The sequence below is a fragment of the Vibrio alginolyticus NBRC 15630 = ATCC 17749 genome, assembly GCF_000354175.2.
GTDB classification, from domain to species: domain Bacteria; phylum Pseudomonadota; class Gammaproteobacteria; order Enterobacterales; family Vibrionaceae; genus Vibrio; species Vibrio alginolyticus.
In genome coordinates this window covers 3145810-3166881 of record NC_022349.1, presented here as the reverse complement: position 1 = coordinate 3166881, position 21072 = coordinate 3145810, and the positions used below count along the sequence as shown (strand labels likewise).

Here is a 21072-nt window from a genome sequence, read left to right as displayed (position 1 = left end):
CTTATCCTTATTGACCCATCTGCAGCGTACGCAGCAGCATTTGTTTACTAGAATCAGCGACCTGTACATTAGTTTGGTATGCACGAGAAGCTGAAATCATGTTTGCCATTTCTTCCATTACATTGACGTTAGGCTTGTAAATGTAGCCTTCTTCGTTTGCAAGGGGATGGTCTGGGTTGTACTCCGCACTCAGCGGTTTATCACTTTCTACAATACCCATCACTTTCACTGGCACCGTATCACCGCCACGCATGGCGTTACTTAACTCTGCACCAAACACGGCATGACGCGCTTTGTAAGTGTCTTTCGCAGAGCTGCTGACACTGTCGGCGTTCGCCAAGTTGCTTGAGGTAGTATTCAGACGAACGGATTCAGCGCTCATTGCGGAACCTGTCACATTGAAAACGTTAAATAAGCTCATCTAAATTATTCCCCTTTGATTGCTTTGGTTAAGTTCTTGAATTTGCTGCCTAGAAAGTCGAGTGATGCTTGGTGTCTGATTTGGTTTTGCATAAACAAGTTACGCTCTAAATCCAAGTCTACCGTGTTGCCATCTCCCGTATCTGGTTGCGTAGGAAGACGATATAACTTGTCCCCAACCAACGTCGTAGTGGCAGGAATATGCCGACCATCTGTGCGACTAAGACCAATGCTTGCCCCAGATGTTGCCGCTTGCAATTCCTTCGCAAAGTCTAAACCTCTTGCTTTGTAACCAGGCGTGTTTGCTTGTGCGATGTTGGTGGAAATCACCTCTGCATTGCGCTCACGTACGCCCACCGTGTGCTGGTGGATGCCTAGTGCATTGTCAAAAGATATAGCCATGTTTGCCTCTACAATTAAGAACTGACCGTGATTGATAACCAAAAAGCAATTAGCATGCCAAAACCTAAAGCATTACACCAACCTAGTGGTTACCGTGAATTGAAATAGCAATAAGTGAGCCAAAGTAACTGGAATGTCATGTCGTATCACTTTGCTCACTTAATAAAGATACACCGTGTTGAGGGCACAAGGCAAAAACGCGCTTCAACTAATTGAGTGATACATGAAGCGCTCGGCGCAGAAAGGTAACAAACAAAAAAGCCTGACACGAAGTCAGGCTTTTCTATCAATGAAGAGATACCGCTATTTAAGCTTGTAAATGATGCCCGGATTACAGCGCACCATTTCAAATTTATCAGTCAGACCAGTTAGCGACTCTGATGCCCCTAACAGCAAGTAACCACCAGGGTTTAAACTGCTCGCCATTTGGTTAAGCACTTTAGATTTCATTTCTGGAGAAAAGTAAATCAATACGTTACGACAGAAAATGATGTCGAACTTACCCATCAGTGCGTAACTGTCCATCAAGTTTTGTGGACGAAAGTTCACCAAACGCTTGACGTTATCTTTGACTTTCATGCGACCACCGTCCGCATTTTCAAAGAAGGTGCGACGACGTTCTGGTGAAAGCCCGCGACCCAAAGCCAAGTTGTCGTACACCCCTGCACGACACATCTCGAGCATACTTGCCGAAATATCTGTGGCTGTAATGGACACGTTTGGTAACAAGCCCGGCTTGCGCTGTTGCGTTTCCAGGATCGTCATTGCAATAGAATACGGTTCTTGGCCCGATGAACTGGCAGCAGACCAGATCTTAATTGGGCGCTTACTTGCCGCTACTTCTGGCAATAATTTGTCAGCTAAAACCGTGAACGGATAAGTATCTCGAAACCACAAGGTTTCGTTAGTCGTCATCGCATCCACAGCGGCGACTCGTAATTCTCGATTACGCCCTGTAACAACATCACGTAGCAAATCTGATAACGATGCGAGCTTAAACTTCGTCACTAAAGGACTCAGTCGGCTACGCACGAGGTATTGCTTGCTATCACCTAACACGATGCCACATTGCGATTCTAGAAAACGGCTAAAGTCACGATACTCTTGATCACTGATTGTAATAGCAGTCATTAATGTCTCTTTTATTGTGTTAATGCAGATTTAACCGCGTTACCCAACTCATCTGGGTTAAATTTCGCAATGAAGGTGTTGGCACCTACACGCTCAACCATAGCTTGGTTGAATACACCACTTAATGAAGAATGGAGGATAACATAAAGGTCTTTCAAATCGGCATGTCTGCGAATTTCAGCCGTTAAGGTATAGCCGTCCATTTCTGGCATTTCAATATCGGAAATAACCAACGAAATTTGATCGTAGATATTGCCTTCTTGAGCCATTTCAATCAACTTATTGTACGCTTCTTTGCCGTCTTTGACAGATACGACCTCAAAACCGATGGATGTAATCGCACGCTCTACCTGTTTACGCGCGACCGTCGAGTCATCAGCAATCAGTATGCGGCGTACAATAGGCTTTTCTTGCTCTGCTTGTGCGATTTCTTCGCCAATAGCGGAATCCATCGTTTCATCAACTGGCGCAATTTCTGCCAGGATTTTTTCAACGTCAAGGATTTCAACCAGCTCATTGTCAATGTTTGTCACGGCAGTCAAATAGTGCGCTTTACCTGCGCCGTCTGGCGGTGGCAAAATCGCTTCCCAATGCATATTGATAATACGCTCAACCGATGATACCAAAAATGCTTGGATCGTACGGTTAAATTCTGCAATAACAACAAAACATTTATCTAAATCAGTGGTTGGGCGGCCACCAATTGCCAGGCTCAAATCAATAACGGACACGGTATGGCCGCGGATATGAGCGATACCTTTAACCAGAGGGTGTAGATTTGGCATTGAAGTCAGCTTAGGGCACTGTAGTACTTCTTTCACTTTGAATACGTTAATGCCGTAGCGCTGTCGGCCCATCAGTCGAAAGGTCAATAATTCCAATCGGTTCTGACCGACGAGTTGCGTACGCTGATTCACCGAGTCAAGAATCCCCGTCATATGCTCATCTCCATCTCAAACTTTTTGTTTTAAATGATACTCTACCACTGGCAAGCACGATACCAGGGAGACAGTATGGCGTATTTCACTTTCACTTCGACACCATTGACTATGACAATATGTAGAGCGCTAATTACAAAGTACGCTAAGTCTATCGGCATTTTGCTCAGTATGTTTAGCTTTTTTGTTCATTCAGCTTCAGATAATCAGATCGAGCAAATAAAAACAGCAGCAGAACAACATATTCTTGCTACGGTTGATCAGCCTGATGGTGGCGAGCTATCTGTTAATGCGGCAGAGATCGACTCGAGAATAAAAGCAACGGATTGCCCTGTTCCATTAGATACATCTGCCTCTTCCACCAGCAGCACGAGAAGTAACATCAATGTGTTAGTGGAATGCCAACCGGATGACTGGAAAGTCTATGTCCCTGTGAGGATCTCGGTATCAGTACCAATGATCGTCGCGACACGAACATTAGGGAGAGGAGAAATCGTCAGCGCATCGGATGTTACCACTTCCATGATCGAGCTACAGCGCTTTCGTAAAGATGGATTTTCTAGCTACGATCAAGTGGTTGGGGCAAAGCTAAAGCGTAATGTTCGTTTAGGCGATGTCGTAGAGAGAAATGATGTTTGTGTGGTATGCCGAAATGAAAAGGTCATTATCAAAGCGGTGAATTCTGGCATGACGATCACAACGCAAGGCACAGCATTGCAGGATGGTTCAGCTGGCGATCAAGTAAGAGTGAAAAATGATAAGTCACAACGTATAATAGAAGGCATAGTGACTGACATTGCGGAAATCACTGTTAATTTTTAATACCCACTGGTAGCGTGTTTAAACTGATCAATAAAAATGCAAAAAATGACTAAAGTTATTTTTGCGCTGGTCGATAGTCTGGATACCAGTATTACGATACAAGGCAAAGGTTAAACATGGCAGGTATAGATAATATACGTTCAGGGCAAATGATGACGACAACAAGTCGTGCTCCTACACGTAACGATTCCAATGCTACCAGCACGACAGAATCAAAAAAGGCGCCAGCGCAACAAGACGCAGTATCACTCAGCCAGCAAAGTAAAGCCGTCAGTAAACTCCAGAAGGATATGGCAGCTTCTCCGGCATATGACAGCGCCAAAGTTGCAGCAATCAAAGAAGCTATCACAAACGGTTCATACAAAGTCGATCCTGAAAAATTGGCTGACAACATGATTAAGTTTGAAAACGAATTGCAAGGCAAAAGCTAACTGGCTTAGGCCGAAGGTAAGTGTTTTATGGCAGCATTAGTCGATCTCGTTAATTTCCAGCTAGAAAATGCTAAGGCACTTTCCGCTGTTTTACGCCAAGAAACACAAGCAATAACGGCGCGTGTCTCTACCGAGATTGAGAACATTGCCAAACAGAAGATGACGCTCATTGATCAGCTCAGAACAACTGATCAGCGAATCGCCTCTCACCCGCACGTCAATCAACTTACTGAAGATGAGCACCTAAGTCAGGTTGTTGCTCAAATCCAATCGATCGTCCTCGACTGTCAACAAGTTAACCAAGTAAATGGCGAATCGCTTAGTCGCGCACAGCTGAGCTTCAATAAACTCAACAACATGCTTCAGCGAACTCATGGCAAAGTTGGCATGACCTACAATGCGGGCGGAAAAACCCACACTATCTCGACGCTTGGCACCAATATAAAAGCTTAAACGTCACTCCTACCCTCAATTCCCGCGCTCACGTAGATATAAAAAAGCGACTCATTGTTACCAATAAGCCGCTCAAAAAGATTATCTGTCTAGTGAAATGGTTTAAAACAAGGTTTGCTGACGCTTCTCAGGCACCTGCTGAACTTCTCCATAATCACGTAGCTTATCCATCTTACGGATATCCAGACGCAGCTCAGTCACATAACTGTCTTCAACAAGATAACTACGCACAACTTCTGCACCACGAATTACACCATCGACGGCACCAGTGGTGCTTTCAATACCCAAACGCTGGTCTTGCAGCTCTGCACGTCCACTAACACGCATGCCATAAACTTGCTCTGCTAGCTCACGATAAGCATCAATTTTTGATGCGCGCATTGCTCGTACACGCTTTTCTTCTACTGTGCGGCCTGTTTGCTCACTGACGCTAGCGTAGCCCACCGCAACTAAGATTTCATCTTGACGCATCTGTTGTAATGGCTGACACCCAACCAATATCAGTGTGGCAACAATAAATAATAACTTCTTCATGCTTCTATCCTATGGACGGAGAATCACAGTGTACGGCTGACGAATGGTAGGGTCAGAACGAATCAACACACCATCTTGTGTGCGGATGCTATTTAACGTATCTAAGTCACGCCCAATACGGTCAGCCGGAAGGAAACCTTGCGCTGTCGCTACAACTACACGGCTTTGCATGCCAACCACGCGTGCATTGACAAGCACTCCGCCCTCTTGGCGCAACATTGTTCCGGTCAGTACATACTGAATTTGCTGCTCTTGAGCTAAATCTTGCCAATCACGACTTAAAGCAAAATCGCCCTGCTGCGTCACTTGAATAGAGCCCGTAGTTTTGAAATCAACCACTTTAAACCCTCGGCGCTGAAACTGATGGATAAAACCTTCAGAGACCGAGTTACCTAACCAGTTTGTTGCATCCATATTTTGTAGATCAACAAACGAGGTAATCGCAATCGGTGTCCGCGCTGATACTGCCACATTAGAAACCATCAGGTCTTCTGTCATGCTCTCAATGAAAAAGTCCATCGTATGACGCGGACTATCCATCAGCATGAACTGGCTTCCCGAGTACGGTTCTTTACCATTGTAAATCGGTGAGTACGCGCACGATGTCAGAAGCGTCATCATCGATGCGGCGACAAGCCACTTTTTCATGGTTTGATTCTCCAGATAATCTTAGGTGATACCGTTCTTTATTAATTCCTTTCCAAGAAAGTGAATATTGGAACAGTCTTTGCTTTTCTTTGTTTGCCTAACGAAGAAAAACCCACCAAACTTCACTGAATTTGTTAAAGCAATATTTATACCCGAACGGTTGTAACCAATGAAAAAAATATTAAACAGTCTGTTTTCAATCACTTTAGTGATGCTTGTGCCTTTTAAGGTAATGGCATCTTGGTATGAAGTCACAGGCGTTGCCACCATCGTTTCTTCAGAAGAGACGGCAAGGCTCCATGCGTTGGAAGACGCGCTGTTCAAAGCCGTCAATTTTTCGGGCGCAGATATTGGCAGTATTAGCAACTTGATGCCGCTATTAGAAGAAAGCCGCAACGAATACCAGTTTACCAATCATGAAGTCCGTTACATTTTGGTCGAGTCTGAACGCAAACGTCGCGGTAAAGTCGAGGTAAAAATCCGCGTTGATATTTATCCATCGGCAACGGGTTGCCACACCGATCAATACAAAAAGACAATGCTGGTCGGCAATATTGAGGTCGCATCACCACAACAAGCAGTGATGGGACAAATTTATCAAGTTGGTGACGATTTTAGCCACGTAGTGAACCGTCAACTTGATCAAACCTCACGCAGCTTTGTGTCTGTTGGTACAACGGACTACTCAATAAGCAGCAACTATCCTGCTCGCACTCAAATGATCGCACAAGACAATGGCGCACAATACATCATTGGAGGGGTCATAACCGATCTCACTGCAACGGTCGAATCTCAACTATTGCAAGATGACATCATCAATCGTCAGTTTGCGTTAGAAATGAAAGTATTTGATGGTAAAACTGGCCATAAAATCCTCAACAAAGCCTACCGTGAGGTCGCGCGTTGGCCATTTGCTAAGACGAGTCAAGTGGACACTCGTAGTGCACGTTTTTGGGCATCGACCTATGGCGAGATGATGCTTCGCGTTAGTCGCAATATTATGTTGGATCTGGAGTCGGAGCTGTCTTGCAAAATTACATTGCCAGAGGTTGTGGCAGTCTTCGGTAATACCGTAACGATGGATCTCGGCCGTATGCACGGCGTAAAAGAGGGAGACAAATTGCAGCTTTGGCACACCGCGTCGTTTATCGACCAAAATGGATTGCCAAGAAACAAAGTCTCGCAAAGCGAAATTACATTAACGGTATCACGCATATACGAACACGAAGCGGAACTGACGATTGATCAGCCAAATTTAGCATCTAGCGTTCAAATTGGCGACGTAATGAACAAGATCCTATAAAAGCAAACATTAAGTCTTGAGATATGCTCACTTTTGAATATCATAGGCAGCGCATCTTATTTGATTATACCAATGACCGTAGCGAATCGTTCAACGTGATGCTGATACAGATCTGGTAGATTGCTAGATTTGAACTCAGTAAAACAGTGCAATGAACTGCAACTATTGGTATTACGCCCCCATGGCACAGCTGGATAGCGCAGTCCCCTCCTAAGGGACAGGTCGTAGGTTCGAATCCTACTGGGGGCGCCATATCATAGCCTTAGCTCCCACTTGAGCTAAGGCTTTTTTGTATCTTCAATTTCAAGCCTCGCACTGCTCCCCCTAGTACACCGTGTTAGATAATCTTCCCAGTAATCAATATGATCGGATCGGGTGTTTCGGTTACGGGATAAACCCTTCTACTGATCTGACTTCTTCCCCTTGAAATCATTTCAACAAGCCCTATTTACAGTTTTGTATTTTATTACTTTAATTATCTATGAGTTTTGCTTACCCTTTTAGCTATTAATAAAATTATTAGTTAGCACTATGTCTAAGAGCAATTTAATAACTAACACTGGACACCGCTTTATTTCTAAAGGCAAGACAGCCTTTAAGATACATATCCATACCCCCGAGGATACGGTACTACACCGCTCGGTAGGATTTGTTCGTATTGGAGAAAAGAAAGGCTTACAAAAAGCCATTAAGCTGAGAAACGAGTTAGGCCGGCAAATGTGGGGCAAATTCTGGCGACGTCTTTTGAAAGACCCTTACTTAATGACCAGGCTTCCACATAGCGTTGAGCCTAAAATCGTTCACAAGCCTAACCCTACTCTTGAAAACCCTGACAACCGAGATACGTGTTACATCGCCAAGTGGCGAGAGTTCAATGATGACGGTGAGTATAAATATAAAACGGTGGTTCGCTCTATTAGTAAGTACGGCAAACTTGCCGCCTACATGCAAACCAAAAAAGCGTTGTTAGAAGCACATAAAGATAACTTGGAGATCCTGACATTTATGGGGCGTTTAAACAGCATTGATCTTAAGTAATACCTAGCCACTTTGAACATTTCAGTCAGTTTTTAAAGAGAAATAAAAAGCCCCAAAGAGCGAACTCTTTGGGGCTTTCAGCTTCAGTCTTCTATACTACGGTCGAATAGGAGCTTATTGCTGAACTTGGTATTCAAATTCTGGAACAACGATTTCTACGCGACGGTTTTGTTGACGACCTTCACGAGTGTCGTTTGAAGCGATTGGGTTATTTTCACCTTCGCCACGAGCTTGGATACGTGATGAATCAATACCTTTTTCAACGAGCGCGTTAGCAACAGACTCAGCACGTTTTTCAGAAACCTTTAGGTTGTAAGCTGCTGGACCAGACGTATCTGTGTAACCTACAACTTCAACGTTCGCTTGTGGGTGCTCGTTTAGGAAAGCAACTAGGTTATCAAGTTTTGCAGCGCTCTCTGGTTTTAGAGTTGTGCTGTTTAGATCGAAGCTACCTGTGCCAATTGTTTGAGTTTCGAATGTTTTCGTAACTACAACTGGCTCTTCTACCACTTCTTCTACAACCACTTCTTCAACAACAACTGGCTCTTCTACGATTACTGGCTCATCGTTGCCGCCGAATTTGAAAGAAACACCTAGTGTTGCAGTGTTACCTGTCGCACGAGTTACATCGTTGCTGATGTCAGTCAGTGTTTGGTATTCCGCACGAGCTGTTACGTTTTGGCTTAGGTTGAATTCAAGACCAGCCGCGCCTAGGTAAGAGTAATCATCTTTGCCATCAAACATTACGTAAGCGCCACCCACTTTACCGTAAAGTGCGATGTCTTCAGTGATTGGTAGGCTAAATTTAGGAGCAAGAGTGATTGCTTCTACGTGGCCACCGAAAGAAGTTTGGTTAAAATCACCGATGTTGTCGAAACCCGCTTCTACTGCGAAGTATTTATTCATTTCGTAACCAACAAAAGCGCCAAGAGTAGAATCGTCTTTGTCACAAGCCTGGCCCGCTACACACGCGTCTTCCATCCATGACTTACCCATCTTACCACCAACGTATACTTCTGCTTGTGCTGCTGAAGCCATAAGTAGAGACGCTGAAATTACCGCTGCTAATTTTTTCATTATTGATTCCTCTAAAGAAGTTCTTTTGTTAGATGCCGAAATGCGCCGTCTGACTGACATTGTATTTCAATTCTTTTTATTCATTCCTTGAGTGAGATACTTAGTCAGCTTCTTTTTATGCACATGCATTTTTTTTATGGAAGCAACTTACGTACATTTCCTGCTCAGTGATACATATCGCCATCTCGGTATCGCTGACGGGATGAACTATAACGCTAAGAAATCGCGAGAAAAATCCCAATTCTGTCAATTTATTGTCATCAAAAATCTCGACAACATGTGATCTTAAGCAAAAAAATCCCCACGCAATCACGACGCAAACGTTTGCTTTGTTTTTTGGAACAACATAGCTAAAGCAAAGATTTTTCTTAAAAATGAGACAAACAAAATGGAACTTTAAGGAACATGGATAAAAATCAATCAGATATTTGATATATAATCGCTCGTTTTTTATTCATGCCAACGATATTTGGATTAAAAAATCTTATCCATATTGAGGTAAATTACAGGTGAAACCATCTCTTCATTCACCAATATGAGAGAAAGTTTCTCGTTATCTAAATTGAAGATACAAAAAAGCCGCGGTTGCTCACCGCGGCTTTGTGACTATTTATTCAAAAGAACGTTCAGTTCAAAGCAATTATGCGTTTGCTTCACGCTCAGCAATGAACTCAAGCGCCATCTTAATGCGAGCAATACAACGCTCTTTTCCAACCAGCTCCATTACTGCATCGACAGAAGGAGACTGACCGCCGCCTGTTACAGCAACACGTAATGGCATACCGATTTTGCCCATGCCGATTTCCAACTCTTCACATACTGCTGCGATAACGCCATCTTTGATGTTCGCTGTCGTCCACTCAGTTAGTGCTTCCACTTTCGCTAATGCAAGTTCTAGAGGCTCTTTAGCCACGCCACGTAGATGTTTCTTCGCTGCGCCCGCTTCAAACTCAGAGAAATCTTCATAGAAGTAACGGATTTGCTCAGCTAGCTCAACTAGCGTGTTGCAACGCTCACCCACTAGCTTGATCACGTCAGTGATAGCAGGACCATTCGTTACGTCTAGTTTTTGTTGATCTAGATGCCATTGTAGATGCTCAGCAACGTACGCAGGATCTGAGTTCTTGATGTAGTGGTTGTTCAACCATTGCAGTTTGTCAGTGTTAAAAGCAGACGCTGACTTAGATACTGCGTTTAGGCTAAATAGATTGATCATCTCTTCTTGAGAGAAGATTTCTTGGTCACCATGAGACCAACCAAGGCGCACTAGGTAGTTGTTTAGTGCCGCAGGCAGGTAACCCATATCGCGGTATTGCATGACTGATACAGCGCCGTGACGTTTAGACAGTTTCGCGCCGTCATCACCCAGGATCATTGCACAGTGTGCAAATGTTGGTACTGGCGCACCTAGTGCTTCGTAGATGTTGATTTGACGAGGCGTGTTGTTGATGTGGTCTTCGCCACGAACAACGTGAGTGATACCCATGTCCCAGTCATCCACTACTACACAGAAGTTGTAAGTAGGTGAACCGTCAGTACGACGAATGATTAGGTCATCCATTTGATCGTTGCGGATTTCAATGCGACCACGGATTTGATCATCAAATACTACGCTGCCTTCTTTCGGGTTACGGAAACGGATAACACATGGATCGCCATCTTTTGCCGCTTCGTTTGCTGCTTTGATTTTTGGATGGTTAGCATCGTAGCGAGGCATTTCTTTATTTGCTTCTTGCTCTGCACGGATTTCATCTAGCAGCTCTTTAGACGCGTAACATTTGTAAGCTTTGTCTTCAGCAAGAAGCTTATCAACCATTTCGTTGTAACGGTCAAAACGTTGAGTTTGGTAGTAAGGACCTTCATCCCACTCCAAGCCTAGCCATTCCATGCCTTCAAGAATTGCATCAACCGCTTCCTGAGAGTTACGCTCAAGGTCTGTATCTTCGATACGTAGAACGAATTCACCACCTTGGTTTTTAGCGTATAGCCAAGAGTAAAGTGCAGTACGCGCACCACCAACGTGTAGATAGCCAGTTGGGCTAGGAGCAAAACGAGTTTTAACCGTCATTTGAGTTCCTTAGGGGTAATGAGCAACGAGAGATCTCTCGTTGTAATGTCAAGGATAAAAGTGGCGACATTTTACCACCGTAAGTCAATTCTACAATCGGTTTGACAACAGAAATAAAAACGGGGCAGAACCAAAAAGGCACAGCCCTGCTATTTACTGTTAAAGCACGAGACGAAATTACTTCAGGTTACGCATTGCCCATTGCATAAATTCTTGCTGCTCTTCACGGCTCAATTCATTAAACGATGCTTTGATTGTTTTGGTTTCCGCTGGAGAAGACGCAATGCTTGCCTTAGTCGATTCTTTATTCATTGCGTTATTATAGTCGGCAACTTCTCGTTCGTAATCACGAAAACCTTGCAAACCACCTTTACGAAGTTGAACCATAGAGAATGCCACTTCTTTTCCGTTTTTGTCTTTCAATACCACTTTAGGATCGAGTTCGAAGGCTCTCGCCTCTTCAATAGTACGGAATGTTTGATAAGTCAGAGAAAGCTCGGTGTCTTTTTCTGCATCAAACTCTAATACCAGCGGCTGCGAATCGAATTTACGGCGCTTTCCATCTTCAAATACGATTTGTCCAACCGTTACCGCCAATTGGTTTTCCCCATCCTTTAACTCGATGCTGTTGTTCTTGGATATCCACTCAGGGTAGACGAACTCGCCGTTGAGAACGCGAGGAACTAATTCAGATTGCAGAGTGAGTTGAGCAGCAAAAGCTGGCGCCGAAAGCATTGCGCAAAGTCCGAGAAGTGTCGTTGTTTTTTTCATCATGGTTTCTCACTTTATACCAATTTAGATAAGCCTCTAAAATTTACAGGCCAGTCATTTCAAAGGCTTATTTGAATAAGTATCAAGATAAAAAGGGCGTTTCCGCCCTTTTAGCTGCTTCTTTAGTTAGAAGTAGTATTCAACACCTACAGAGAACTCGTCGTAGTCAGCAGACTTCCAACGTGCTTCTGTTGGTTTATCTAATTGAGACGCACCGTCGCCAAAGTCTAGAGTACGAGCACGTACGTACAGCACTGCCGATGGGTCTACGAAATACATAACTTGTGCTGATAACACATCATCCGCTGTATCGTTAATTTTCTTACCATCACGCTCTAGATCAAAGTTAGCGGCGTAAGCCAGTTTGTATTGCCAATCACCCGTGGTGTACATGATAGCGGCAGACATTGCATCTTGCTTTTCACTCACACCATTGCTTGCGTCCGCCTCCATGTATTTGTATTGCGCGAAGAAAGAGATTCCGTTATCAAACCAGCCTTGTGCCCCTACCAAGTACGTGTTGTTTTCCCACGTTTGGCTTTCCATCTTGATATTACGGTTACCTTCATATGCCGCATCTAACTGGATAGGACCAATTTTGTAGTGTGCAGCGATACCACCCCAGTAGTCATCCCCTTCACCTAGACCTGCTTTATCACCTGCACCAGCTGCGATATCTAGGGAGAATTTGTCAGCAAACATTGGAGAGTCCCAGCGGATAGTGTTTGATTGACGGTCTTGGTACTTGGCGCCACCAATAGCACCACCCCAGTCGTATACATCGCCCAGGCCAGGGTTAGATGCTGGCCAGTCAACCAATTCGTACATAGGTGTCAAAACGCGACCCAGGCGAATTTGCCCCCAAGATGCACTTTCAAAACCGACGAATGTGTCACGTTCACCAAGACCTGCGCCCTCGCCACCAAAGCTAGGGTCTACATAACCGCCTTCGATTTGCCAAATAAAAGTAGGGTCGAAGTTAGCAAATTGTTTCTTACCACGGAAACCGATACGAGATTCGTTGTTTAGCTGCATGCCACCCAAGTCATCGTCCGTTGCTTTGCTGCCAGAATCGTAATCGCGGTACGCGGCCTGCATCGCGATGATCCCGTAAACTTCATAAGAAAATGAATCTTTGGTTAGAAACTCTTTTGCTGCGTCACTGTTTGCACCATCAGCAAATGCAACACCACTGAACATCATGCCGGTAATTGCCGTGGCAAGTAGGCTTTTCTTTAGGTAAGACATTATAAACCCCTATATTTTTAGTTTTTTCCATTTTCAAATTCACTAACTAGGACATGGCAGGAACTTGAAACAGTGTTTGGACGGGGCAAATATGACAAACTTTTTTCGCACTAAAAAACTTTCCCTACAGCAATCTGAGCGACTTCAAAATGAGAAGATCAAAAATAAAATAAATCAATAAAAACAATTAGTTAACATCAAATATAAAAATAAAAACGTTAAAAGTACGTTTTGACACTGAACTGACATTGAGAGCATCTAAAAAACGTGAGCGACTTCATTCATCTTTTAGGTGTTTTAACGGAACTTTATATTCAAAGAGAAAAAACCTTGAGATCACTCGCAAGTAAAATGACCGTGCACTTGTGGGATTCGAGAGATTTTGACGAAATTGTTGTGAGTAGCAAATGGGTATTGACCTTACCCTTGCAGGAAGGTTTAAGCTCATAGCATCACTACTATTGAGGTGCAGATTATGTATCAGTTAGTTATACCTTTATCAGGGCTCAACTGCATGGGCTGTGCGAGAAAAGTTGAGAATGCTTTACATGCGAATCACGATGTGGAGATCCTCAATTTGTCCCCGACGCAAGTAGAGGTCAAAACCGAGTCTTCTCTTAAAGAGCTCGTCTCGTCGATTGAATCTCTTGGTTACCAAGCAGGAAATCACTACGAACTAAACCTTTCAGGCTTAAGCTGTGGCGGTTGCGTCAAAAAACTTTCATCTTTATTAGAATCTAATCAAGACGTTATTTCTTTTGAGGCTTCAACAACGCACTTAGAGATTCGTACCCTCCTCTCCGAGCAACAAGTGATCGACTTAATAGCAACACTCGGCTATACCGCCAACCTTGATTCTGTTGAAGTAGAGAACGAAAGCTCACCAGAGACCGAGCCGGTAGAAAAGCAAAGCAATATTAAAGATACGCAGGTGCCACCAGCGAGTATTCAATTGCAAATGCTGATTCAAGGCATGACGTGTGCGAGTTGCGTATCTTCAGTAGAGAAAGCACTTACTAACGTAGAAGGCGTTGAGAAAGCACAGGTCAACCTTGCAGAACAAAGCGCACTAGTATTCGCAAGCCAAGACTCTGATGACCTCCTTAACGCAATTGTTGAATCGGTAAAACAAGCCGGTTACCAAGCAGAGATCCTACAAGACGCCGCAACCCAGCAAGAAAAGCAAGCACAGCAACAACGTCAGCAACAAAAACGCTTTAAACTGGATGCTATTGCTGGCCTTGTCGTCGGTGCCCCTTTAATGATTTGGGGCGTAGCTGGCGGCAATATGATGATTCGCAACACCAACGACCAATTAGCTTGGGGCGCGATCGGTATCGTATGTTTACTCCTTCTTGCCACAGCAGGGAAACACTTCTTCAGTAACGCTTGGTTAGCAGCTACTCACAAGCGCGCCACCATGGACACGTTAGTCGCGCTCGGTACTGGCGCAGCGTGGTTCTATTCGATGCTTGTGGTGATTTTCCCAGACTGGTTCCCTCTTGCTTCACGCCACGTGTACTTTGAAGCGAGTGCAATGATCATCGGCTTAATTTCTCTTGGGCACTATATAGAAGCAAAAGCCAAAGCAAACACAACACGTTCCTTACAAGCGTTGATTAACCTGCAACCTCAGCAAGCTACGGTAATTACGGAACAAGGCGACCAACAAATCGCGGTTGAGCAAATCACGTTAGGCATGAAACTGCGTATCAAACCAGGCGAGAAAGTGCCTGTTGATGGTGTTGTGATTCAAGGTGAATCATACATTGATGAGTCGATGCTCACTGGTGAACCAGTACCAGTATTAAAAGCGCAAGAGGCTCAAGTGTCTGCCGGGACATTAAACACCGATGGTGGATTAGTCATTGAGGCAACGGGCATTGGCGCAAATACCATGCTGGCTCGTATCATCCGCATGGTGCGCACAGCGCAAAGCAGTAAGCCAGCCATCGCGAAACTGGCAGACCAGATTTCATCGGTGTTTGTCCCTGTCGTTGTTGGTATAGCAATACTGGCCGCGCTCGTTTGGTTTGCCGTTGGCCCAGAGCCAAAAGCGAGTTATATGCTGGTGGTCACCACAACCGTCCTGATCATCGCCTGCCCTTGCGCCCTAGGCTTAGCAACCCCACTTTCTGTCACGGTGGGAGTGGGTAAAGCCGCAGAGCTCGGCATTCTGATCAAAGACGCCGACGCCCTGCAATTGGCAAGCAAAGTCGACACGGTTGTGTTCGACAAAACTGGCACACTTACCCAAGGTAAACCTAGCGTTCAGCAAGTGTTTACTCACGCCACCAGCCAAGAAGATCTATTGGCTTTAGCGTATGCGGCAGAGCGTCAGTCTGAGCACCCACTGGCAAAAGCGGTATGTGATTACGCCAAACGACACGACGCAAAAGACGTCTCATTAGACAAGTTTGAGAACGTTCGCGGACGCGGCATTTTGGCGACGTATCAAGATAAACCGCTGCTCATTGGTTCGCTTCAATTTATGCAAGCAGAGAACGTCGAGACCAGCGCACTAAAACCTGCCATCGATGAATGCGCAAAAAATGCGTGGACTCCGGTAGCTGTGGCATTGAACGGCGAACTGATCGGTCTGATCGCCATTGCCGACCCGATCAAATCAGATGCGAAGCAAGCGCTCTCTGCATTAAAATCGCAAGGCATCAAAACGGTAATGCTGACGGGCGATAACCAACACGTTGCCAATGCTATCGGCCAAGAACTTGGTATTGATGAAGTGATTGCCCAAGTAATGCCAGATGAGAAAGCTCAGCACATTGAGCAACTTCAATCTCAAGGACATGTCGTGGCAATGGTGGGGGATGGCATTAACGACGCCCCTGCTCTCGCGTTATCCAACCTAGGTATTGCCATGGGTAGCGGCAGTGATGTCGCCATTGAAAGTTCGCAAATGACCATCCTGAACACGTCACCAATGGCGGTAGTACATGCGATTGAACTCTCTCGCGCTACACTTAAAAACATGAAGCAAAACCTATTTGGTGCCTTTGTTTACAACTCGTTGGGTATTCCAGTTGCCGCTGGCGTGCTTTACCCAGCGTTTGGATTTTTGCTCAGTCCTGTTGTCGCAGGAGCGGCAATGGCACTGTCTTCAATTACTGTCGTTAGTAATGCAAATCGACTACGACTGTTTTCAGTAAAATAACCACTTCTTTTTGAGGGTATTATGAAGTTGAAACTATTGACCTTTGCAATGCTTGCGACCGTGTCCGCCAACGTATTGGCAGCCGATGTCATTAACCATAAATCGCCATACTGTGGCTGTTGTGGAGAATGGACAAAACACATGGAAGAGAACGGCTTTACGGTCGAAGAAAAATTGCACGATGACATGAACGCCATCAAACGCGATCTAGGCATCAAGAATGAACAGCTTTACTCTTGCCACACGGCAGAGATCAACGGCTATCTGTTTGAAGGTCACATTCCAGCCGAAGACATTAAAGCGTTTTTGAAAAATCCACTACGTAACGCAAAAGGCCTATCAGTACCGGGCATGCCAATGGGCTCCCCTGGTATGGAATATGGCGACAAAAAAGACAGCTACACCGTTTACGCCTTTAACGAAAAAGGACAAGTGTTCGAATATAGCCACCACGAAGGCAACGGCAAATAAAAACAAAGCCCAGCGAGACAAACCGCTGGGCTTTTTCTTAATGGATAGTTAAGACAAATATAAAATTAGAAGCCGTAAGAGGCACCAAATACAAAAGCGTTATTCACTAGGCTGTCACCACTCGCGTTTTCTGCACCGTGTGCTTGACTACGGAACTCAAAGTAAGGTTGAACACCTTTACGAGTCCACGTTGCACGAAGCTCGTGGTCCATGGTTTCCGCTTCAATCATGTAGACGTTGTTGTAGCTTAGCGTCACATCCTCATTCATCACGTAACCGATGCGGTTGTCCATGCGGTAATCTGTATCCGCATCTGCGTCTGTCGCATCAATGTGCGCACGAGTACGGTTACTTAAGGAGATGCCGTTATCGAAGTTGTAACCGATCTTAACCAATGGACGGTACTGTACGTTCTCGCCAGCAGAGAATAGGTGTTGGTAACCCGCGGCAACCCATAAATGATCGGTAATATTAAATGACTGCTCACCACCCACAGTTATTGCTGGTGTTGTGTTACCTGCGCCACCGTTTTCTGTTTCCAGTTTACCCAACTGAATACCATCAAATTCGGTATAAACCGTAAAGCCGCCGAATTGGTTATCAAAAGTATGACCAGCTTCCAGTGTAGACGTAACGTCCGAACCATGAATTCGACCATCATCGTGGAATTGAACATTACCTGTTACGTAAGAAGAACCAGCAAAAGCATTAGAAGCGAAAGCGAGAGAAAGAGCACTCAGTGCAAAAATATTTTTCATAATTACTGCCTTTATTTATTCACGTTATGCGATAGTTTTAGAGGGCATCTCTTCCCTTTTATCGCAAACTTTGGAATGTGCCTCCTTGGCGTTCGCAATATTGTTTTAATTAATTCGCGATGGAAAATAAAACATTTTAAAAAGTGATCTTGTTCAAACCGAAGCTCAACAACCCTGATAAAAACATGGAAAATACAGGCACTTATCGTATTTTTATAAAATTATTCAAAAAATAGAAGTGTGATCGTAAACAGATAATTTATTGATATTTAGCAGATTAAGTCGATCAAGTTCACAATAACCTTGACCATTACAACCAAAAACTTATTTATCAATGAAAAATAATTAGACATCGATCACGCTTAATTTCCTCAAAAAATAAAGAAAGCCCCAACATGATGTTGAGGCTTTGCCAAAAAATTAACTTACAAGAATCGAGTTATTTCACGCTGGTCACTCGACTTGCTTTCTCACCGCTTGCTGACACAGAACGGATAAACACTTCACCTTTCACATTTGGACGAGCATTATCTACGTAAGTTAGCCAGTTCTTGCCGTCTAGAGAGTATTGAAGCTTCACACCCGGGAACTGAACGTTCATTGCCAGTTTACCCTCTTCAACTTTCGCGCCTGGTACAGGTAGGCGGTAGTCGATACCCGCTTTTTCTAGCTTAGCCAGTTCGCGTTGGCCAAGTACGTTCGCAAAGCGATTGTAGTCTTGGTTTAGCGCAGCTTTGTTTACTAGGTTAGAGTTTTGCGAGTATTCAACACCCACTTTGTAGTCGTTTTCCCAATCAGCACGGTGCCATGCACGTTCAGCGGCTGCCAGTACGCGAGGGAATACCATGTACTCGTATTGCTCGTCGTTACGTACTGTCTCAGACCACAGCTGTGCTGATAGACCATAGAAAGGTTTCGCTTTGATTTCACCTTTACCAGTGAAGCCGTTACCATCGCGGTCTACAGAGGTTTCTGCGTTCTGAGGCATGTTCTCTGGTGCAAAACCAAACATCTTACGAGTATCTGTTGCACGCGTCGCCCAGTAGTAACCACGTTCTTTCGGGTCAACTTCGTACGGCATGTCCATGTATACGTAGTCTGGGTTAGAAACGATAACGTCGTAACCTTTCTTAGACCATTCGTACACTGATGATGTGCCACCCCAGTAAAGAACGTCCCAGAAATTAACACGTGTGTTTTCTGTTGCGAACGCTTTCTCACCTTCACTGTACTTAAGGCCATCTTGCCAAGCTTGGAAGTTTGGAATGCCTTTCTCTGCCACCATCTTCGACACTTCTTCTGCAAAGTGGCTTGGTAGATGAGCAAAATCGCTTACCGTACCGTCTGCAATTAGCGTCTGACATTGTGGTGACTGTGCGAATGGCTTGTCTTGCTTAGACAAATCAATGTTACCCTTCCAGCTTACTTTGTCTTCTGCGTTGATGTCTTGCAGACCAGCGCCTAGCTTGATGTTCTTCGCTTCGTCACCACCAAAGTGCCATGTTGTTAGCGGCGTGCCCGCTTCTTGGTGCATTGCTGCTACTTCTGAAATCACTTTATCAACAAAGCGAGTTGAAGATTCCATACATGGGTTGATGAAGCTTTGCTTATTGTAGAACTGAACCGTCGTTACGTTCGATGTATCTTGAGGATCCATCAGGCGGTACTCGTTCGCTTCTGCTTCTTTACCTTCTTCCATTAGACGGTCGTAACGTGCTTCCATTGATACCACTGCTGCACGAGCGTGTGCTGGCATATCGATTTCAGGAATCACTTCGATGTTACGCGCTTTCGCGTACTTCAAGATGTCCACGTAGTCTGCTTTGCTGAAGAAGCCAGAACCAAAGTTGTCTGTCGTTGCACCTGAGCCAAGCTGAGGCAGTAAACAGCTTTTCTCTTCCAAATCGAAACAACGGTTAGCACCCACTTCAGTCAGCTCAGGCAGACCCGGGATTTCTAAACGCCAGCCTTCATCATCCGTTAGGTGAAGGTGTAGTTTGTTCATCTTGTACGCGGCCATTTGGTCAAGCGTTGCAAGAATCGCGTCTTTAGAGTGGAAGTTACGAGCCACGTCCACCATCACACCACGGTAATCAAAACGCGGCGCATCTTTAATAGACAGTTGTGGTAGAGAATCAGCATTTTGGCTATCTACCAGGCCAAAGATAGATTGTACTGCGTAGAAAGCACCTGCTTGGTCAAACGCTTTAATCGCAATACCGTCGCCTTTGATGCTCATTTCGTAAGCACCAGATTTTGCCAATTCACCGGTGAAGTCTGCAGGAACAACAGTGATGCTTACAGGAAGATCACCACGAACATCCACACCTACCACTTCTGCACGACCTTGAATTGCTGCGTATTGAGCCGCATCGAATGCGTCTTTAGGCAGCGCAATACCCGCCGCGATATCTACCGTACCTTTACCTGCTTCAACAGACATTGGCGTTGGTAGTAACGTGGTTGATACGTCTTGTTTTGCTAGATCTTCGTTCTTCTCGAAACGAGACACAGCGCTCGCAAATACGTTGTTGTCATCTGGCGTACGTTTTAGGTTGTTACCCTCAAGGCCAGTCACGAAAGATGCAACGTCTTCTGTGTTAAGAGAAGCGATCATCTTAGGCTCTGCATTTGGTGCAGCAACGAAAGCGCCTGGCATGAAGTCAGTTTCAAATAACTGCCAGTATTCAGCAACAAGAGGAAGCACAACCTCTTCACCCGCAGCAAAACCATCAAACTTATCTGTTGGTTCTAGTTTGTGTAGATCACCCGTTACGCGAGAGATTTTAAACTGTTCGTTTTCAACATCCAGAATCAGACGAATGCTATGGAAGTAAATAGCCCAATCTTTTGAGTCAACCGCTTCACCTTGGTTAACCAGCGTCATGTTTACCTTGTTACAAGACGCCCACTCAGCCCCTAAGTCCTGACAAGCAAGACCTTCGTTTGCACCGTGGTTAGTCAACACTTGGTATTGAATATCAAGATTATTAGCCAACGAATTTACAACTTGTTGTTCAGAGCTTTGCAGCGCAGAGCAACCTGCTAATGTAGTGATAACAGAAACAGCAATCAGACTAGGTTTAAACATCTTACTTCCCCAAAAAAGTCAGTGGTTCAAAACGACAATGATAAAAATCTCGGCCCCTCAAATGCGAGGTACCTAACCGTTACATTCAACATACAACCTGTTATTTCTAAGCGTAAAATAAATAGAAATAGGAAGTGATCCAGCTCAAAAAATGACACTCAGCAAAAACAATAAAAATCTAATTTTCATGGAGTTACAATACACGTCAAAATCGAACAACTTGTTTTGACGAGTTTGCTGCGATCTAGGTCACTTATATTCATGAGTTACGACTGATTTTGTAAGATTTGGATCAC

At 44.6% G+C, this 21072-nt stretch carries 19 protein-coding genes and 1 tRNA gene; 8 read left to right on the top strand and 12 right to left on the bottom strand.

What is annotated here, in order from left to right:
* Positions 1–7: 7 nt before the first annotated feature.
* The 4 genes from flgC to N646_RS14560 form a co-directional block, all read right to left on the bottom strand.
* The gene (gene flgC / locus N646_RS14575; protein ID WP_005393132.1) at positions 8–421 is read right to left on the bottom strand and encodes a flagellar basal body rod protein FlgC; all 414 of its coding nucleotides are present in this window, start codon (positions 419–421) and stop codon (positions 8–10) included.
* A gap of 5 nt (positions 422–426) precedes the next feature.
* Entirely contained in the window at positions 427–822 is a 396-nt protein-coding gene (flgB, locus tag N646_RS14570; RefSeq protein WP_005382026.1) for a flagellar basal body rod protein FlgB, read from the bottom strand.
* A 303-nt stretch (positions 823–1125) separates the two neighbouring features.
* Positions 1126–1953 (bottom strand): CheR family methyltransferase, encoded by an 828-nt coding sequence (locus N646_RS14565; protein WP_005382024.1) that lies wholly within the window; start codon positions 1951–1953, stop codon positions 1126–1128.
* Between the two features lie 11 nt (positions 1954–1964).
* Positions 1965–2891 carry a chemotaxis protein CheV gene (locus N646_RS14560; protein ID WP_005382022.1) on the bottom strand — a complete coding sequence of 309 codons (927 nt, stop codon included), beginning with the start codon at positions 2889–2891 and terminating at the stop codon, positions 1965–1967.
* A gap of 75 nt (positions 2892–2966) precedes the next feature.
* Here N646_RS14560 and flgA point away from each other — a divergent pair, with 75 nt between their 5' ends.
* From flgA to N646_RS14545, 3 genes are all read left to right on the top strand, one after another.
* Positions 2967–3713: a flagellar basal body P-ring formation chaperone FlgA gene (gene flgA / locus N646_RS14555; protein WP_005382020.1), complete on the top strand. Its 747-nt coding sequence runs from the start codon at positions 2967–2969 to the stop codon at positions 3711–3713.
* A gap of 116 nt (positions 3714–3829) precedes the next feature.
* The gene (flgM, locus tag N646_RS14550; protein ID WP_017819976.1) at positions 3830–4144 is read left to right on the top strand and encodes a flagellar biosynthesis anti-sigma factor FlgM; all 315 of its coding nucleotides are present in this window, start codon (positions 3830–3832) and stop codon (positions 4142–4144) included.
* A 27-nt stretch (positions 4145–4171) separates the two neighbouring features.
* Entirely contained in the window at positions 4172–4597 is a 426-nt protein-coding gene (locus N646_RS14545) for a flagella synthesis protein FlgN (protein WP_005382015.1), read from the top strand.
* Positions 4598–4699: 102 nt separating this feature from the next.
* Here N646_RS14545 and flgP read toward each other — a convergent pair whose 3' ends face one another.
* Both flgP and N646_RS14535 read right to left on the bottom strand, forming a co-directional pair.
* A complete protein-coding gene (flgP, locus tag N646_RS14540; protein ID WP_005382014.1) occupies positions 4700–5131 on the bottom strand; it encodes a flagellar assembly lipoprotein FlgP in 432 nt (143 codons plus the stop codon).
* A gap of 9 nt (positions 5132–5140) precedes the next feature.
* Positions 5141–5779 (bottom strand): FlgO family outer membrane protein, encoded by a 639-nt coding sequence (locus N646_RS14535; RefSeq protein ID WP_005382013.1) that lies wholly within the window; start codon positions 5777–5779, stop codon positions 5141–5143.
* 169 nt (positions 5780–5948) lie between these two features.
* Here N646_RS14535 and N646_RS14530 point away from each other — a divergent pair, with 169 nt between their 5' ends.
* From N646_RS14530 to N646_RS14520, 3 genes are all read left to right on the top strand, one after another.
* Positions 5949–7082 (top strand): flagellar assembly protein FlgT, encoded by a 1134-nt coding sequence (locus tag N646_RS14530; protein ID WP_017819977.1) that lies wholly within the window; start codon positions 5949–5951, stop codon positions 7080–7082.
* 175 nt (positions 7083–7257) lie between these two features.
* A tRNA-Arg gene (locus N646_RS14525) sits at positions 7258–7334 on the top strand.
* Positions 7335–7613: 279 nt separating this feature from the next.
* Positions 7614–8120 carry a hypothetical protein gene (locus N646_RS14520; protein WP_005382011.1) on the top strand — a complete coding sequence of 169 codons (507 nt, stop codon included), beginning with the start codon at positions 7614–7616 and terminating at the stop codon, positions 8118–8120.
* 114 nt (positions 8121–8234) lie between these two features.
* Here N646_RS14520 and N646_RS14515 read toward each other — a convergent pair whose 3' ends face one another.
* The 4 genes from N646_RS14515 to chiP form a co-directional block, all read right to left on the bottom strand.
* Positions 8235–9197 carry an OmpA family protein gene (locus N646_RS14515; RefSeq protein WP_006743033.1) on the bottom strand — a complete coding sequence of 321 codons (963 nt, stop codon included), beginning with the start codon at positions 9195–9197 and terminating at the stop codon, positions 8235–8237.
* Between the two features lie 640 nt (positions 9198–9837).
* Positions 9838–11265 carry a glutamate--tRNA ligase gene (gene gltX, locus N646_RS14510; protein WP_005384075.1) on the bottom strand — a complete coding sequence of 476 codons (1428 nt, stop codon included), beginning with the start codon at positions 11263–11265 and terminating at the stop codon, positions 9838–9840.
* A 177-nt stretch (positions 11266–11442) separates the two neighbouring features.
* The gene (locus tag N646_RS14505; protein WP_005382008.1) at positions 11443–12039 is read right to left on the bottom strand and encodes a YccT family protein; all 597 of its coding nucleotides are present in this window, start codon (positions 12037–12039) and stop codon (positions 11443–11445) included.
* A 123-nt stretch (positions 12040–12162) separates the two neighbouring features.
* Complete coding sequence (gene chiP, locus N646_RS14500; RefSeq protein WP_017819978.1) at positions 12163–13284, bottom strand: chitoporin; 1122 nt, start codon at positions 13282–13284, stop codon at positions 12163–12165.
* 475 nt (positions 13285–13759) lie between these two features.
* Between chiP and N646_RS14495 the strand changes: the two genes are divergently transcribed.
* Together N646_RS14495 and N646_RS14490 are read left to right on the top strand one after the other, a co-directional pair.
* Positions 13760–16456 carry a heavy metal translocating P-type ATPase gene (locus N646_RS14495; RefSeq protein WP_017819979.1) on the top strand — a complete coding sequence of 899 codons (2697 nt, stop codon included), beginning with the start codon at positions 13760–13762 and terminating at the stop codon, positions 16454–16456.
* Between the two features lie 21 nt (positions 16457–16477).
* Positions 16478–16927, top strand: a complete 450-nt coding sequence (locus N646_RS14490) for a DUF411 domain-containing protein (RefSeq protein WP_017819980.1) — start codon at positions 16478–16480, stop codon at positions 16925–16927.
* Positions 16928–16992: 65 nt separating this feature from the next.
* Here N646_RS14490 and N646_RS14485 read toward each other — a convergent pair whose 3' ends face one another.
* Positions 16993–17685, bottom strand: coding sequence for an oligogalacturonate-specific porin KdgM family protein (locus N646_RS14485; RefSeq protein WP_017819981.1), 693 nt, complete (start codon positions 17683–17685; stop codon positions 16993–16995).
* A 439-nt stretch (positions 17686–18124) separates the two neighbouring features.
* A complete protein-coding gene (locus N646_RS14480) occupies positions 18125–20776 on the bottom strand; it encodes a beta-N-acetylhexosaminidase (protein ID WP_017819982.1) in 2652 nt (883 codons plus the stop codon).
* Positions 20777–21072: the final 296 nt, after the last annotated feature.